The 14,140-nt window shown below is 71.2% G+C and carries 14 protein-coding genes; 5 read left to right on the plus strand and 9 right to left on the minus strand.

Going from position 1 to position 14,140, the window contains the following annotated elements:
- Positions 1-360 (minus strand): FAD-binding protein (locus GT354_RS48035; RefSeq protein WP_161364210.1); only part of this gene is annotated, 360 nt, incomplete at its 3' end.
- A gap of 257 nt (positions 361-617) precedes the next feature.
- On the opposite strand from GT354_RS48035, the gene GT354_RS48040 reads away from it, so the two are divergent.
- A complete protein-coding gene (locus GT354_RS48040; protein ID WP_161364212.1) occupies positions 618-1,511 on the plus strand; it encodes a LysR family transcriptional regulator in 894 nt (297 codons plus the stop codon).
- A gap of 61 nt (positions 1,512-1,572) precedes the next feature.
- On the opposite strand, the gene GT354_RS48045 is transcribed toward GT354_RS48040, so the two are convergent.
- Entirely contained in the window at positions 1,573-2,406 is an 834-nt protein-coding gene (locus tag GT354_RS48045) for an NAD(P)H-binding protein (protein ID WP_161364215.1), read from the minus strand.
- A gap of 345 nt (positions 2,407-2,751) precedes the next feature.
- Between GT354_RS48045 and GT354_RS48050 the strand changes: the two genes are divergently transcribed.
- Positions 2,752-4,044, plus strand: coding sequence for a nitrate/nitrite transporter (locus GT354_RS48050; RefSeq protein WP_346012510.1), 1,293 nt, complete (start codon positions 2,752-2,754; stop codon positions 4,042-4,044).
- A 217-nt stretch (positions 4,045-4,261) separates the two neighbouring features.
- Here GT354_RS48050 and GT354_RS48055 read toward each other — a convergent pair whose 3' ends face one another.
- From GT354_RS48055 to GT354_RS48070, 4 genes are read right to left on the minus strand one after another with little or no spacing between them, the layout of a single operon-like run.
- Positions 4,262-4,795 carry a S26 family signal peptidase gene (locus tag GT354_RS48055; protein ID WP_161364219.1) on the minus strand — a complete coding sequence of 178 codons (534 nt, stop codon included), beginning with the start codon at positions 4,793-4,795 and terminating at the stop codon, positions 4,262-4,264.
- The gene (locus GT354_RS48060; RefSeq protein ID WP_161364221.1) at positions 4,792-6,618 is read right to left on the minus strand and encodes an ABC transporter ATP-binding protein; all 1,827 of its coding nucleotides are present in this window, start codon (positions 6,616-6,618) and stop codon (positions 4,792-4,794) included. The genes GT354_RS48055 and GT354_RS48060 overlap by 4 nt, the downstream gene beginning before the upstream one ends.
- Positions 6,615-7,136 (minus strand): TlpA disulfide reductase family protein, encoded by a 522-nt coding sequence (locus tag GT354_RS48065; RefSeq protein ID WP_161364222.1) that lies wholly within the window; start codon positions 7,134-7,136, stop codon positions 6,615-6,617. Before GT354_RS48065 ends, GT354_RS48060 begins: the two co-directional genes overlap by 4 nt.
- Complete coding sequence (locus GT354_RS48070; protein ID WP_161364225.1) at positions 7,136-7,660, minus strand: MauE/DoxX family redox-associated membrane protein; 525 nt, start codon at positions 7,658-7,660, stop codon at positions 7,136-7,138. Before GT354_RS48070 ends, GT354_RS48065 begins: the two co-directional genes overlap by 1 nt.
- A 1,110-nt stretch (positions 7,661-8,770) precedes the next feature.
- Between GT354_RS48070 and GT354_RS48075 the strand changes: the two genes are divergently transcribed.
- Positions 8,771-9,391 carry a hypothetical protein gene (locus GT354_RS48075; RefSeq protein ID WP_161364227.1) on the plus strand — a complete coding sequence of 207 codons (621 nt, stop codon included), beginning with the start codon at positions 8,771-8,773 and terminating at the stop codon, positions 9,389-9,391.
- Positions 9,388-9,945: a hypothetical protein gene (locus GT354_RS48080; protein ID WP_161364229.1), complete on the plus strand. Its 558-nt coding sequence runs from the start codon at positions 9,388-9,390 to the stop codon at positions 9,943-9,945. The genes GT354_RS48075 and GT354_RS48080 overlap by 4 nt, the downstream gene beginning before the upstream one ends.
- A 15-nt stretch (positions 9,946-9,960) precedes the next feature.
- Here the strand turns inward: GT354_RS48080 and GT354_RS48085 are convergent, their stop codons facing one another.
- The 3 genes from GT354_RS48085 to GT354_RS48095 form a co-directional block, all read right to left on the minus strand.
- Positions 9,961-11,235, minus strand: a complete 1,275-nt coding sequence (locus GT354_RS48085) for an MFS transporter (protein ID WP_161364231.1) — start codon at positions 11,233-11,235, stop codon at positions 9,961-9,963.
- Complete coding sequence (locus GT354_RS48090; RefSeq protein WP_161364233.1) at positions 11,232-11,975, minus strand: winged helix-turn-helix domain-containing protein; 744 nt, start codon at positions 11,973-11,975, stop codon at positions 11,232-11,234. Before GT354_RS48090 ends, GT354_RS48085 begins: the two co-directional genes overlap by 4 nt.
- Before the next feature lie 126 nt (positions 11,976-12,101).
- Positions 12,102-12,377: a hypothetical protein gene (locus tag GT354_RS48095; RefSeq protein WP_161364235.1), complete on the minus strand. Its 276-nt coding sequence runs from the start codon at positions 12,375-12,377 to the stop codon at positions 12,102-12,104.
- A 96-nt stretch (positions 12,378-12,473) separates the two neighbouring features.
- Here GT354_RS48095 and GT354_RS48100 point away from each other — a divergent pair, with 96 nt between their 5' ends.
- The gene (locus tag GT354_RS48100) at positions 12,474-14,111 is read left to right on the plus strand and encodes a sensor histidine kinase (protein WP_161364237.1); all 1,638 of its coding nucleotides are present in this window, start codon (positions 12,474-12,476) and stop codon (positions 14,109-14,111) included.
- Positions 14,112-14,140 lie beyond the last annotated feature (29 nt).

A 14,140-nucleotide genomic window follows, 5' to 3' on the forward strand; every position in this document is an offset into this window, starting at 1 on the left:
CCACGCGGTGCGCGCGGCCGGGTCGACCAGGACCGCGTCCATCCGCCGGGTCGTGATCAGCACGCCGCCGTCGGTCGCCTCCGCCGGGGCGTGCCCGGTGGCCTGCACGGCCACGGGGAGGCCGTGCGCGGCGGCGAACTCGACGGCCAGACGGACGTCCTCGGCCGTCGCCGCGCCCACGATCACGTCCGGATGCTGCCGGAACGCGGTTTGGAAGCCGGACCGCTCGGCGTCGTAACCGGTGTCGTGCGGCACGAACACGGAGCCTTGGACGCGCTCGACGAGCGCGGTGATCGCGGCGCCCGGGACCTGGTCCCGGTCGCGGTCGCCCTCGGGGCGAGGAGTGTCGGTGTCGGTCATGGCGTTCTCCATTCACGGGCTTCATCGGAGGCTGTCGGTCGGCCGCTCGATCGGCCTGCCACGCAGGCCGGCCCACCCCGTCGGGGTTGCCGACCGCTGGGCCACAGACGTCAGCCTGCCGCGATAAGTGGACATCCGCCGTCATCTTTTCCCCGACGATCGTGTGCCCACGGCCCGGCGCGCCCCAGTGCGCCCCGCGCTCTGGCAGCCCTGCCCGGTCCTACCGGCCCGTGATCGTTCGTGATACCCATCCCCTCATGGACGCCCACCTCCGCGATCTCCGCTACTTCGTCGCCACGGCGGAGGAACTCAACTTCACCCGCGCGGCCGAGCGCCTGTTCGTCTCGCAGCCCGCGCTCAGCAAGCAGATCAGGCAGCTCGAACAGCAGTCCCGTGCCCGCCTGTTCGAGCGGGACCGCACCGTACGGCTGACCCCCGCCGGGGAGGCCCTGCTGCCGCTCGCGCGCGAACTGCTCAAGACGTGGGACGCCGCGCAGCGCGCGATGGCGGACGCGGCCGCGAGCGCCGCCGTGCTGACCCTGGGCGTGTCGACGAGTGTCGGGCGTGGGCTGCTGCCCGCGCTGCGCGAGCGACTCGCCCAGCGGCGGCCCGACTGCCGGATCCGGATTCGGCAGGTCGACTGGGAGGACGCCACCGCCGGACTCGCCGGCGGCGACGTCGACGCGGCGCTGCTGTGGCTGCCGTTTCCCGGCCAGGAGTCGTACGGACTGCGGTGCGTCGCGCAGGAGGAGCGCTGGGTCGCGATGCCGGCCACCCACCCGTTGGCCGCCCGCGACAGCGTGGCCTTCGCGGACCTGCTCGACGAGCCGTTCCTGGCGTTGCCGCCCACGGCCGGGGCACTGCGCGACTTCTGGCTCGCGCACGACCAGCGCGCGGGACACCCGATTCGGATCGGGGCCGTCGTCCACAACGCCGACGAGACGTTCGAGGCGATCGAGGAGGGCAGCGGCATCGTGCTGCTCTCGGCGGGCAACGCCGCGATCTACTCCCGCCCCGGGGTCGTCGCCCTGCCGGTGACCGGCCTGACGCCCAGCCGGCTCGCGTTGGTGTGGCGCGTCGACGACCGACGGCCGGTCGTCCAAGACCTGGTCGCGTGCTGCCCGGAGGTGGACGCGGCCACCTCGACGTGAGCGCGTGCCGACCCGGCCGCGCGTCGGCGGGCCACGGGGCAAGCGCTCACCCACGCGCCGATCAGCGCAAGTCGCCCGCGTGTTCCTCGGCCCACCGCCGGAACGTGCGCGGTTCGCGGCCGGTGATCGTGCGTACGGTCGGTAGCACGCGCGACTCGTCGAGGGTGCCTTCGGCGTAGAAGCCGTAGAACGCGTCCACATACTCCTTCGGGGTGCCCGAGGCGAGCAGTTCCGCCCTCGCCTCGTCGTTCGACAGTCCCTCGAAACGCAGCTTCTCGCGGCCGAGGACGTCGGCCAGGATCCGGACCTGATCGGCGGGCACGAGTGGTTCGGGGCCGCTGAGCGGATACACGCGACCCGCGTGCCCCGATTCGAGCAGGGCCCGCGCGGCCACCGAGGCGATGTCGTACGGGTCGATCGCCGCGATGGCGACGTCGGGCCACGCGCCGCGCACCACGTCCCCGGCCCGCAGTTGCGGCAACCAGCGCAGCGCGTTGGCCATGAACCCGGTCGGCCGCAAGATCGTCCACGCCACGCCGGACTGCCTGACCGCCTCCTCGGACGCGACCATGTACCGCGTGACGGCGTTGCCCTGGTCGCCCGCCTCGACCGAACCTCCCGACAGCAGCACCACGCGCTCGACGCCGGCTCGGCGAATCCGCGCGAGGACGCCGGGCATGTCGCGGTAGCCGGGCAGCAGGAACACCCCGTGCACCCCCTCCAGGGCGGCCACCAGGCTCTCGGGGCTGTCGAGGTCGCCGATCACCGCCTCGACCTGCGCCGGCATCGGACGAAGGGTGTCGCGGACCAGGGCCCGCACGGGCTCGCCGGCCGCGACGAGCGCGCGAACCACTTCCGAACCGACGTTTCCGGTGGAACCGGTAACCAGGATCATCGGGGCTTCCCCTCGTGAGCGTCGCCCGCAGGCGAACGCCGAACGGGCCCGGGCCAAGCGTGCCCGCGGGCTCGGGCCGAGGTCCAAGACCTGTCGCGATAACCACGGGTTATGGCCCGCCGTAGCCCCCCGTCCGCGTCGAAGGCCCGCTTCCTCACAGCGGCTCGACGCCGACCTTGAGCGAGTCGTAGCGCTGCCGACCGGCAGGACGCACCGGCCCGAAACCTGCTGTTCCTAAAGTGATGCAACGTCAGCTACCCAGCCCTCCCGGACAGGCAGGTCCCCGTGACGACGACCACGACGACGTCCACGACCGCGCTCGACGCGGCACCCGCACCCGCATCCGTGCCCGGCCCACTCGACGACTGGCGGCCCGAGGACGACGCGTTCTGGGCGCGGGACGGTGCGCGCATCGCCCGCCGCAACCTGGTCTTCTCGGTGCTCTCCGAGCACATCGGCTTCTCGGTCTGGAGCCTGTGGTCGGTCATCGTGTTGTTCCTGGGGCCGGCCTACGGATTCGACCCCGCGCAGAAGTTCACCCTCACCGCCGTACCCACGCTCGTCGGCGCGGCGATCCGCATCCCCTACACGTTCGCCGTCGCGCGCTTCGGCGGCCGCACCTGGACCGTGGTGAGCGCGCTGTTGCTCCTGGTGCCGACCACGCTGATCGCGATCGTGCTGGAACCGGGGGTCTCCTACGACACGCTGTTGCTCGTCGCGGCGGTCGCCGGCGTGGGCGGGGGCAACTTCGCGTCCTCGATGGCGAACATCAACGCGTTCTATCCGCAACGGCTCAAGGGCTGGGCGTTGGGCATCAACGCGGGCGGCGGCAATCTGGGCGTACCGGCGGTGCAACTGGTCGGGCTCGCCGTGCTGGCGACCGCCGGGGCGCGGCATCCGCGGCTGCTCCTGGCCGTGTACATCCCGCTGATCGTGCTCGCGGCGCTGCTGGCGGCGCGCTACATGGACAACCTGCCGGCTCTGCGCAACGACCGGGGTGCGATGCGGGAGGCGGCTCGGGAGCCGCACACGTGGGTGATGTCGCTGCTGTACATCGGCACGTTCGGGTCGTTCATCGGCTTCGGGTTCGCGTTCGGTCAGGTGCTCCAGGTGCAGTTCCACGCGGAGTTCACGACTCCGGTCAAGGCCGCCTATCTGACCTTCCTGGGCCCGCTCCTCGGTTCGCTGGTCCGTCCGCTCGGGGGCCTGGCGGCCGACCGGTGGGGCGGCGCGCGGGTCACGTTCTGGAACTTCGTCGCGATGGCGGCGGCCGCGGCCCTGGTGTACGCGGCCTCGCGCGCCGAGTCGTTGGCCATGTTCCTGACCGGCTTCGTGCTGCTCTTCGTCTTCAGCGGTATCGGGAACGGCTCCGCGTACAAGATGATCCCGGCCATCTTCGCCGCCAAGCTCGGCCCGGGCGCGGCGGCTCGGCGCCTGTCCGGCGCGCTGATGGGTATCGCGGGCGCGGTCGGCGCGCTCGGCGGCGTGCTGGTCAACATCGCCTTTCGCGAATCCTTTTTGTCCTCGGGCCGTGGCGACGCCGCATATCTGGCCTTTCTCGCTTTCTACGCCCTGTGCCTGGTGGTTACGTGGGCGGTATACCTTCGCCCGTCGACGAAGCGGTTGGCCGGCGTGTGACGCGGCCGATGCCCGGCGCCGACCGGATGGCCGCACGGGGTCCGGTCGGCCCGGGGCCGGGGCGGCCGATATCCGGAGGTGATTTTCGGCGAGTCGATTTCCGGCGCGGTGATTTCCGGCGAACCGAGAAGGCACCGACGGGAATTGACGTCTCGCGGCTCGAATCGTTCGACGTACTCGCCTGCTGCACTTCGGTGAACCGAATTCGACAACGAGGTCACCGCAATCGGCGAACGGCCACTCCGACGAACTGGGAGCGATGTACGTATCCGTAGTCTCGGGAATCCCAGCTCGTGGTCGGATTGTCACCGAGGACCACCAAAGCGCCTGCCGGTACGACCGTTTCCGGGACGTCACGAAGGGCGGGAACTCGATCTCTCGGTATCGGGTCGCCCGCGGCGGCCAGTACGCGTTTGACCAGAAGTCGGCCGCCCGGCGAGGGGTCCAGGTCGGGTCGATACGGCAATGCGGCCAATTGAGCATCCGTCAGGTCCGCCGCTTCGGGTGGGACACGGTCGAGGGTCGGTGGATCCGGTACACGCACCACCACGATTCGGCCGGCCCGGGCTCGGGTTCGCGCCTGCGGGCCGCGCAACACGAGCAGGCGGTCGCCCGAACGCAGGGTGGGTTCCATGCTCGGGCCGCTGACCGTGGCGATCAGGTAGCGCCGCAAGAGCCGACCCGCCGCAAGGCCGCCGACGGCCACCACGGCTCCGCCGATCGCCAGTGCCCGGATCCGACGGGTCGTCATGTCGCCCCCTGGTAGCCGGCGGCCTGGAGTCGGAACAGGCCGGCATAGTGTCCGTTCTCGGCGAGCAGCGTTTCGTGCGGGCCGTGTTCGACGATCCGACCGCCGTCGAGCACGACGATGACATCGGCGTCGCGGACCGCGCCGAGGCGGTGCGAGATGAGCAGGCTCGTGCGTCCCCGGCGGTACTCGCGCAGCCGAGTGTGCACCTCGTGTTCGGCCTGCGGGTCCAGGCCGGAGCTGGGCTCGTCGAGGATCATCAGCTCGCGGTCGTCACGCACCAACGCCCGCGCCAGGGCCAGACGTTGCCACTGGCCACCGGACAGGACGACGCCGGTGTCCGGGTTCTCCTTGTCCGCCTCGTCGAAGAACATCCTGGTCAACAGGGTGTCGTAGCCGCGCGGCAGGCCGGCCAGCTTGTCGTGGATGCCCGCACGGGTGGCGGCGGCCTCGATCCTGGCCGGTTCGTCGAGGCTGCGCGGGTCGCCGAGGGCGATGTTCTCGGCGGCGGTCATGTCGTAGTGCATGTGGTCCTGGAACACCGCGCTGATCCGTGACCGCAGGTCGTCGGGCGGGAGGTCGCGGATGTCGACGCCGTCCCACAGGATGCGGCCCCTGGTCGGGTCGTACATCCGGCAGACGAGCTTGACCAGGGTGCTCTTGCCGGCGCCGTTGAGGCCCACGAGCGCGACCGAACGGCCGTGCGGGATGGTCAGGTCGACGCCGCGCAACACCCACGGATGGTCGTCGCTGTAGCGAAACCACACGTCGCGCAACTCGATGCCCACGCGCGGCCCTGCCGGGTCGGTCGCCGCCGGCGCGGCCGTCGCCGACGGTAGATCGGCCTCGGCCCGGATCACCGCGACGTAGTGCGTCAGGCTCAACAGCCCGCCGTGTGTCGAGGCGATCGAGGCGACCAACGTGTCCAGCGCGGCCTGGACGCCGGTGACCGCGGCGACGAACATCGCGACGTCGCCGACCCCGAGTTCGCCGCGGCGCGCCGCGGTGGCCGCCCACCACAGGCCGATTCCGGCCACTGCGGCGCTCAGCGCGGTCAGCACGCCCTGGGTCGCCAACTCGCGCAGATCCATGCGCCGTTGGGCCTCGTTGGAGCGGCGCCGCTCGACCAGCATGCGCGCCCGCAGGAACGGCCCGATCCCGAACAGGCGAATCTCGGTGGCGGCCTGAACGCCCGTCAGCAACCGGCCGTAGAAGAACTCGCGGCGGTGGACCTGCTCGATGTCCCATTGCATCGCGGCCCGGCGTCCGGACAGGAGCAACTCGGCGACCAGCACGGGAACGGCCGCGAGCAGCACGAGCACGGTCATCGCGGGGCTGAGGATCAGCAGTGAGCCCACGAAGCCCACCAGGGTCAGCGTGCCCTGGAGAGCGCCGCCGGCGCCGTCGACCAGGACGCCGACACCGCCGACGCCCTCCTGTGCGAGCCGCAACCGGTCCAAATACGCCGGATCTTCGAACCGGCGTATTCCCACCTGTCGTTCGGCCGCCGCGAACAGCCGATCGGTACCGACGACGCCCGTGGCCCGACCGACCTGCGCGTGCAGGAAGCGGGCGAGGCCGGGCAGTGCGGCCGCGACCAGACCGGTGCAGCCGAGCGCGATCGCCGGCCCGGCGACCGCGCCTTCGTCGGCGGCCAACCGGTCGATGACCACCTTGGTCAGCCACGCGAGCGCGACGGGCACGACGGCGGCGGCCAGCGTCACCACGAGGGACGCGACCGACGGAACGGGCGCCGCCCGGAAGGTCAGTGAGGCCGCCTCCCGTGCGGCCGAGAGCAGTTCGCGCGAGCGGATCCGCCGGCTCACGCGTGCGCTTCGCTGGGCAGATCTCCCATGCGGCTACCTGCGGCCACGACCCGGAGGTCCCTGCCGAGCAGGTAGACGGCCGGTGTCCACGTGTTGCGAAAGGCCGCCTGGACCTCACCGTCGTAGTCCTCCACGACCACGCGCGCCACGGGGGTGAGCTCGGCGAGCAACTCGGCGTCGTCGCCGGCCACGACCGCGAACACCCGGTCACGGCCCAGCTCCCGGGCCCGCTCGACGAAGCGCGGCGCGAGCGTGTGGCACGGAGCGCAGCCCGCCGAGAAGAACCCGACCAGGCCGCTCACGTCGGCTTCCGAGACCTGTTCGCCCGCGGTCGTGGTGGCGGTGAACGCGTCGGGTCGAGCACCGGGGGTCAGGTCGAGGGCCGGCCCCGAGCCGTGCGACTGCGGGGCGGGCCGCGGAGGTTGGTCGCGCAGGCGCCGAATGGCCCCGATCGTGAGCAGCAGATTCAGTATCGACAGCAGACCCAGGAGCACGACGGCGGCGACGAGGTAGGGCATCACGCATTCCTTGCGAAAAGGTCGACGAGGTCGTCGAAAGAGACGATCAGAACAGCGCCGACCAGTCCGGCGACGGCGGCGACGGCGCTCCCGGCGATCGGCGGAAGGCCGTCCCCGGAAGTCGCGGCGACAGACGTGACCAGGCCGAGGGCGGCGACGGCCGACAGCACGCCGTTGCGTACCAGTTGGCGCGGCCCCAGCGGCGCCTGTGACGCGCCGAAGCAGCGGCACGGGGCGCGGCGTCCACGTCGCAGCGCGGTCGAGATCGCCCACGTGAACGCGACGAGCAGCGCGAGGGCGACGGCGAATCCGTACACGCGCAGCGCCGGCACCGCGACGGTCACGGGTACCAGGACCTCAAGGCCGAGCACCGCGGCGGCGACCGGCCGAACCAGTGCGGACCGCATCGGGACGAGCTCCGGTACGGAGTCGACGAAGCCGCGAAGATCGCGCAGCTTGGTGCCGGCCGAGACGGCGAATACCAGGCCGATCAGACAGGCACAACCCAGTTGTACATAGTCCATGACGAAACCCCCGTTCGCACGGAAACGGCGAGCGGCAACGGTGGTCGCCGCCCGCCGTCGAAGTAGGCGGGATCGTTCGACACTTTCCGGTTCCGCACGGTTGGGCGATTTCACCGGATCGATATCGGTGAGGATATGCCCTGCCGGAATGTCGGAGAAAGTAGTCGTTGCGATCCGCGGAGCCGGCGGCCTTGTGGGCCGATTGCCGGACATCGACGGCATATATACGGGCCGCGCAAATATTGCGCGAGGGAATTCTTGACCGGTCCGGCAGTGGGCGGCGCTCGGGGGCGCCGCCCACTGCCGGTCAGAAGCCGGGTGTCAGCACTTGCCGACCTTGACCGTCTGGCAGCCTTCGTCCAAACAGCATGCCCTCAGGTAGCGCACGTGGTTCTTGCAAAAGTAGACGTTGCTGCACCCTGCTTCCACGGTGGCCTTGTGGGCTACGCGTGCAAACAGTCGATCGGCGAGACGCAACATGACGTCCCCTCTCCCGGCCGGTGGGCCGTATCGATTGGTGATCAGGATTATTGCCAGCTCTCGAAATTGAAAGCAAGAGTTCGATCGGCGGCAATTCGGAATGATCAAGAAAAAAGTCGTGGTTATTTCGAGCGCTGCGCGGGGAAGGGCGCGAGGGCTGTGCGGTGAGGGCGAGCAACGGTGGGAGGCGGGTGGGAGTCGCCCACCATCCGCCCGGGGGACGCTGACGGCTTGCCGGGTGAACGCCGCCCACGCATCGGTCCGCTCAGGCACGCATGACCCCCGGCACGCCGCCTGCATGCGCGGAGTTCGAAACAGTGGCGGAGACGGAGTCGACAGTCGCGGGCGCGTATCGTTCCCCGGTCTGCCGGACGAGAAGGTGTGGGACTCCGGTGTGGAGAACAGGACGCCGTCGGCCCGGCGGATCCACCGGACTCATGGCCCGGACGACAAGGACTCGGGTGGAAATGTGGTTCCTGTTGTCACCCACCGTCCTGGTGATCCGCCCGCACCTGTGACGACGCAGGACTCGTCCGGGGCCGGTCTTCGTGGCCGGCAACTGCGTTCCTCGGGGCAGGGATTCGGGGAATCCAGCCTGCTTGTTGGTGGGGTGTGGCAGCATCCGGTGTGGTGACCACCGAACCTGCCGAGGAGAAGTCGGCGCGTGCACTTGTTCGCCGCTACGGATGGCCCTTGCTGATCTGGGCGTTGGCCATCGGGGCGGCGGTGGTCGGTACCCGATTGTTGGACGGATCGGATGCCGCCGACGGGGCCGTGGACGTCGGGCCCGCCGAGTCGGTGCAGACGGTCGGGAGCGGTGGCGCCGATCGGTCGAGCGTCGATTCGGCGATCGAGTCCGATCGGCCCCAGGGCTGTCCGCAGCGCCTGAGCGGCGACCACCCGACTCGGGACATCGCCCGGGGCCGCAGCGTGCTTCTCGTGCCGCTGCGCGCGGAGACGGCGATCCTGTGCGACTACGAAGGCCCGGCGAAGGGCACGCTCGACATGACGGCGACCCGATCGCTGCCCGACGTGCCGGGCCTGGTCCGCGACCTCAACCGGTTGTCGAGGGCCGGTGACAACGACCGCGCGTGCGTGGGCAGTTCCGACGTCCGGTCGCTTCGGGTAGTGCTCTTCACCCGGGCCAACGGCTCCGTCCAGGGTCTCGTGATCGAGTGTGGGCGCGCCGACAACGGCCGACGCGTCGCCGTCCTCGACGAGGCCACGATCCGCCGGTTGAACGCCGCGTGAACGACGACGAAGCGCCCGGGACCGACCACCCGACCCGCCTCGGCGCCCGGTACCGCCGACCGATCGTGTGGTGGGTGATCGTCGTCCTCGCCGGCCTGCTCGCCACCTACTCGGTGGGCGCGTTCGACCACGACACCGACGTGGACGGCTGCCCGAGCCGGCTCGACGGCAGGCAACCGACCCTGGACTTCCCGCGCGGGAGCGCATCGCGGTTGGCACCCGCACACGCCCACGAGCTCGTGCTGTGCCGCTACACCGCGGTGGTGGGCAGGTCGGCCGGAAGCGACGAACCGCCGTTCACGTTCGCCGCGAGTCACCGGCTGCGCGACGTCGAGGGCTATCTCGAGGACCTCGACGCCGCCGAGCGACTCACCGGCGCCTACGGGTGTGGGTCCATGGGCGGCCTCCGCCACACGGATCTGCTGCTGTTCACCGGTCGATTCGGGTGGCGTAGCGGCGTCCTGATCGACCGGGACTGCGGCGTCGCGACGAACGGCCGCCGCGGCGCCGTGGTTTCCGACGCTTTGACGGCCCGACTCGTCGCGGGCCGGTGAGGGCCGGCGACGGCCTCAGGCCGCGGTCGGCCGCGCCACCGGGAGGGGCTTCCCCTCAAGGGCCGTCGGCAGGTCGCGGACGTGGCGGACCGGGGAGAAGTACAGGATCAGGCCGGCCGACGCGATCGTGGCCGCCATGACCCACATCGTCGGGCGGACGCCGATCGTGGAGCCGAGAGCGCCGGCCAGGACCGCGCCGATCGGGATCGTGCCGTAGTTGACGAACTGCATGCTCGCGCTGACTCGGCCGAGCAACTGCGGTGGGCAGTAGCGCTGTTGGAAGCCGGACCGGATCACGTTGGCCGCCACCACACCGGCCGCCGTGACGAACTTGCCCACCACGAACAGCGCGAGGGCCGGCCCGTCCTGGGCGATCGGGACGACCAGGATGGACAGTGGCAGGCCCAGTTCGAGCACCAGGACCGCGCGCGAGGTGCCCAGCCGCGTCGCCAACCCAGGGGCGACGAAGGCACCCAGCACCCCGCCGAGCGCGGCCGCCGCGAGCAACACGCCGACCACACCGGCGCTTACCCCCAACGTCCTTACCAGGAAAACGACTTGGATCGACTGAAGGCCGATCAGACCGAGGTTGGACAGGCCGCCGTTCATCGCGAACGTGCGCAGCCAACGGTCGCCCGCGACCAGGCGCAGCCCCTCGCCGACCTCGCGCACGAGCGAGCGATCGGGGTCGCGGTCGGTCGTCTGGGCCGGTTCACGGTGGCGGATGCCGAGCAGGCACACAAGCGAGGCCAGGAACGTGCCGGCGTTGACGAACATGCCGTTGACCGCCCCTGCGGCCTGCGATATCAGGCCGCCCGCGCCGCTGCCGGCGATCTGCGCGGCGGACGCGCTGCCGTGCAGCTTGCTGTTGCCCTCGCTCTGGTCGGCCGGGGTCAAAATGGTGGGCAGATAGGCGGTGTAGGCGGTTTGGAAGAACACCGCCGCCACGCCGCTCGCTAGCGTGATCGCGAGCAGCAGAGCGACGCTCAGCACGCCCGTCCACGACGCGAGCGGTACCGCCACGAACAGCGCGCACGACACGGCGGCCGACGCGAGCATGATCGGGCGCCGCGCCGTTCGGTCCACCCAGACACCCGCGGGCAGTCCTATCAGCAGCCACGGCAACCAGGCCGCGGCGCCGAGCAGGGCCACCTCGAACGTGTTCGCGTGCAGCGTCGACACCGCGATCAGCGGCATCGCGACGCTGGTGACCGAGGCGCCGAACTTCCCGGAGGTCTCCCCGAGCCACAGGAGCCGAAAGTCACGGTGCCGCCGAAGCAGGCCGCTCATCCCGAAGCTCCCGGCGTCCGGTCCGACGGCTCGTCCGGCTTCCCATCCGAGGTCCCGTCCGGCTTCCCATCCGGCTTTCCGTCCGAGGTCCCGTCCGACGTCCCGGGAGGGGCCTCGTCGGTGGTGTCCTCGTCCGTGCGCTCGGCCCGATCGCCCGTCGCGGCCTCGGCCGGGTGCGCGGGGGATCGGCGCGGGAACGCCTGGTACTGGAGCACGATCGACTCCGCGCCCGTCTCCCTGGGCAGGGCGAGGTAGCGCTCCACGAGTTCGGTGATCTCGGCGTTGAGCGCGACGAGCTGATCGGCCGTCAACCGCAGCCCGGACCAGTCGTTGAGGGTTCGCGCGTGCATCCACTCCGGACCCAGCTCGTCGGCGTCGCGGTACGAGGTCTCCACGCGGGCGAACTGCTGCCGGACGAACTCGTCCATCCACACCGAAACGGCGCCGTGCGCCTCGGGGTCGTCGCGGAGTTCGGCGGTGTTGAGCACCAGCTTCTCGGCGGACCTGCGCCACCAACGCTCGCGTTTGGTGCCACGCCCGACCTCCTCCTCGATGAAGCCGTGCTCCGCGAGGTGACGCAGGTGCCAGCTGACCGTGCCGGTGCTCTCGCCCAGCCGCGCCGCGAGGCCGGTCGAGGTCGCGGGGCCGTCGAACCGAAGGAGTTCGATGATGCGCATGCGCAGCGGGTGCGCGATGCCGCGCAGGCTGCGGGCGTCGAGGCGCCGGGAAGAATCCGTCATGTGCAGAGACTACATTGCAGAGAAGTCTCTGCAAGGTAGTCTCTGCAAAGAATCCTCTGCAAAGGATTCTCGCAGGGGAATCTTTCAAAGGAGTCTCCGCGCATAGCCCTTCCGAGCGCCGACGGATCACTCGGGCCAAGGGGCGAGCCCCAGCGCGGCCGGCCCGCTCGCCTCGCAGCACGGCGTACCCGTGGGCAGCCCCGGCGCGCTCGGTGCTGCTCCCGTCGCCATCGGCGCGGTCGCCGGGGGCGGCATCGGCGCCGGGCTCGGCCCACGATGCGACCGGCTCGCGTCGTGGGTGAAGTGCAGTACGGCCGTCACCACCAGGCCGATCGCGATCACGGACACCCCCACGAGCGCCTGCACGGTCTCGCGCTGCGGGGATCGTCGGTTCTCGGACATACCGCCACGTTAGGCGTCTCGACGCCCCACCAGCAGTGGTCGCCCACGACTTTCGACGGAGGTGTCGCGATACGCGTCGTTGCTAGCGTGTCGGGAATGCGAGCGACCCCCTCGGCCTGGGCCGGTGACCTGGCCTTGTGGGCCCTGACAGCGATCGGCATGTTGACGATCAACTCGCCGCTGCCGCTGCCCTTGGGGTCGGCCCTGACGCTCGCGATCGGGCTTCCCGCCACGGCCGTGCTCGGCCGGTTGTACCCGCTCGGCGCCCTCGCGCTCGCGGTCCTGCTCGCGCAGGGTGATCCCCGGTTCTACGCGGCCGTCGCCCTCGCGGGGTTTCTGGTCGGCCGGCGCGAGGCCGACGGCCCCGGGCCGCTCGGCTGGGTCGGCGCGCTGGTCGTGCCGGCCATCGTCGGCACCTGGTACGCGGATCCGCTTCCCGGTGAACTCGTGGTCGTACCGGCCCAGTTGATCGCGCTCGCCGTGTTGCCCTGGCTCGTCGGCGGCTACCGGAGGCAGTGGGTGTCTCTGCACGAACGCGGGTGGGCCCGGGCCGCGCGGCTGGAACGCGAGCAGGACCTGATCGCGGAGCAGGCCCGGCTGCGCGAACGGGCCCGGATCGCACAGGACATGCACGACTCCCTGGGCCACGACCTGAGCCTGCTCGCGCTACGCGCCGCCGCGCTCGAACTCGACGCGACCCTCGGCCCGGTCCAGCGCGCCCGGGCCGGCGAGCTACGGGCGGGGGCAGGCACCGCGACCGAGCGACTGCACGAGATCGTCGGCGTGCTGCGCGAGGCCGGCGAGCCCGCGCCGGTCGACCCGGCCCACGAGGGCGTCGAGGCGCTCGTGGAGCGCAGCCGGGCCTCCGGCATGGTGATCGTCTACACGGCGGAGCCGGCCGTACCGAAGCCGACGCCTCCGCCGATGGTCGATCTCGCGGTGCATCGCGTCGTCCGCGAGTCGTTGACGAACGCGGCCAAGCACGCGCCGGGTGCCGTGGTCCGGGTCGCTGTCACCCACGTGGGCGACCTCACCACCGTCGAGGTCGGCAACGACGCGCCGGTACGTCCCACCGCGCCCGAGAACGGGAACGACTCCGGCGCATCGCCCCCCGGCAGCGGCGTAGGGCTGATCGGCATGCGTGAACGGGCCCGCGTCCTGGGCGGCACCCTCGAAGCCGCCCCGGAACGCGGCGGCTTCCGCGTCGTCGCGCGCCTGCCGCACCACGCCGGCCCCGCGTGCCCGGTCCCCGCGCCGAGCCACCTCGAACAGGGCCGCCGGCTGCGCATCGGCTTTGCCAAGGCTCTCGCCTGGACCTGCGGCGCGGTGATCGTGGCCGCGTCGGCGTACGCGTTCACCACGCAGGGTGCGGCGGTGTCCCCGGACGACTACCGCCGGATGCGGATCGGCCAGGAGCGTGCCGAACTGCCCCTGCCCGACGACCAGCACGACCGACGGCCCGAGCGAGAACCCCCGATCCCCGCCGGCGCGACGTGCGAGTACTACACGAACGGCGACATCTTCCCGACCCGTGTGTTCCGGCTGTGCTTCACCCGAGGCGTCCTGACGACCAAGGACGTCGTACCCCTGGAAAGCCGCGGCGACGAAAGCCGACCGACGACCGAACCCGTGCCCGTGCCCGTGCCCGAAAGCGAACGCGTGCCCGCTCCCGGCCTTCCCCCCGCCCTCGCCTCCGCCCCCACCCTCGATCAGCACTCGGGAGAATCCCCTTGAACACCCCGGCACCCGCCCCGACCCCCACC

Origin of the sequence: Streptomyces sp. SID3343, assembly GCF_009865215.1 — a bacterium.
Taxonomy (GTDB): Bacteria; Actinomycetota; Actinomycetes; order Streptomycetales; family Streptomycetaceae; genus Embleya.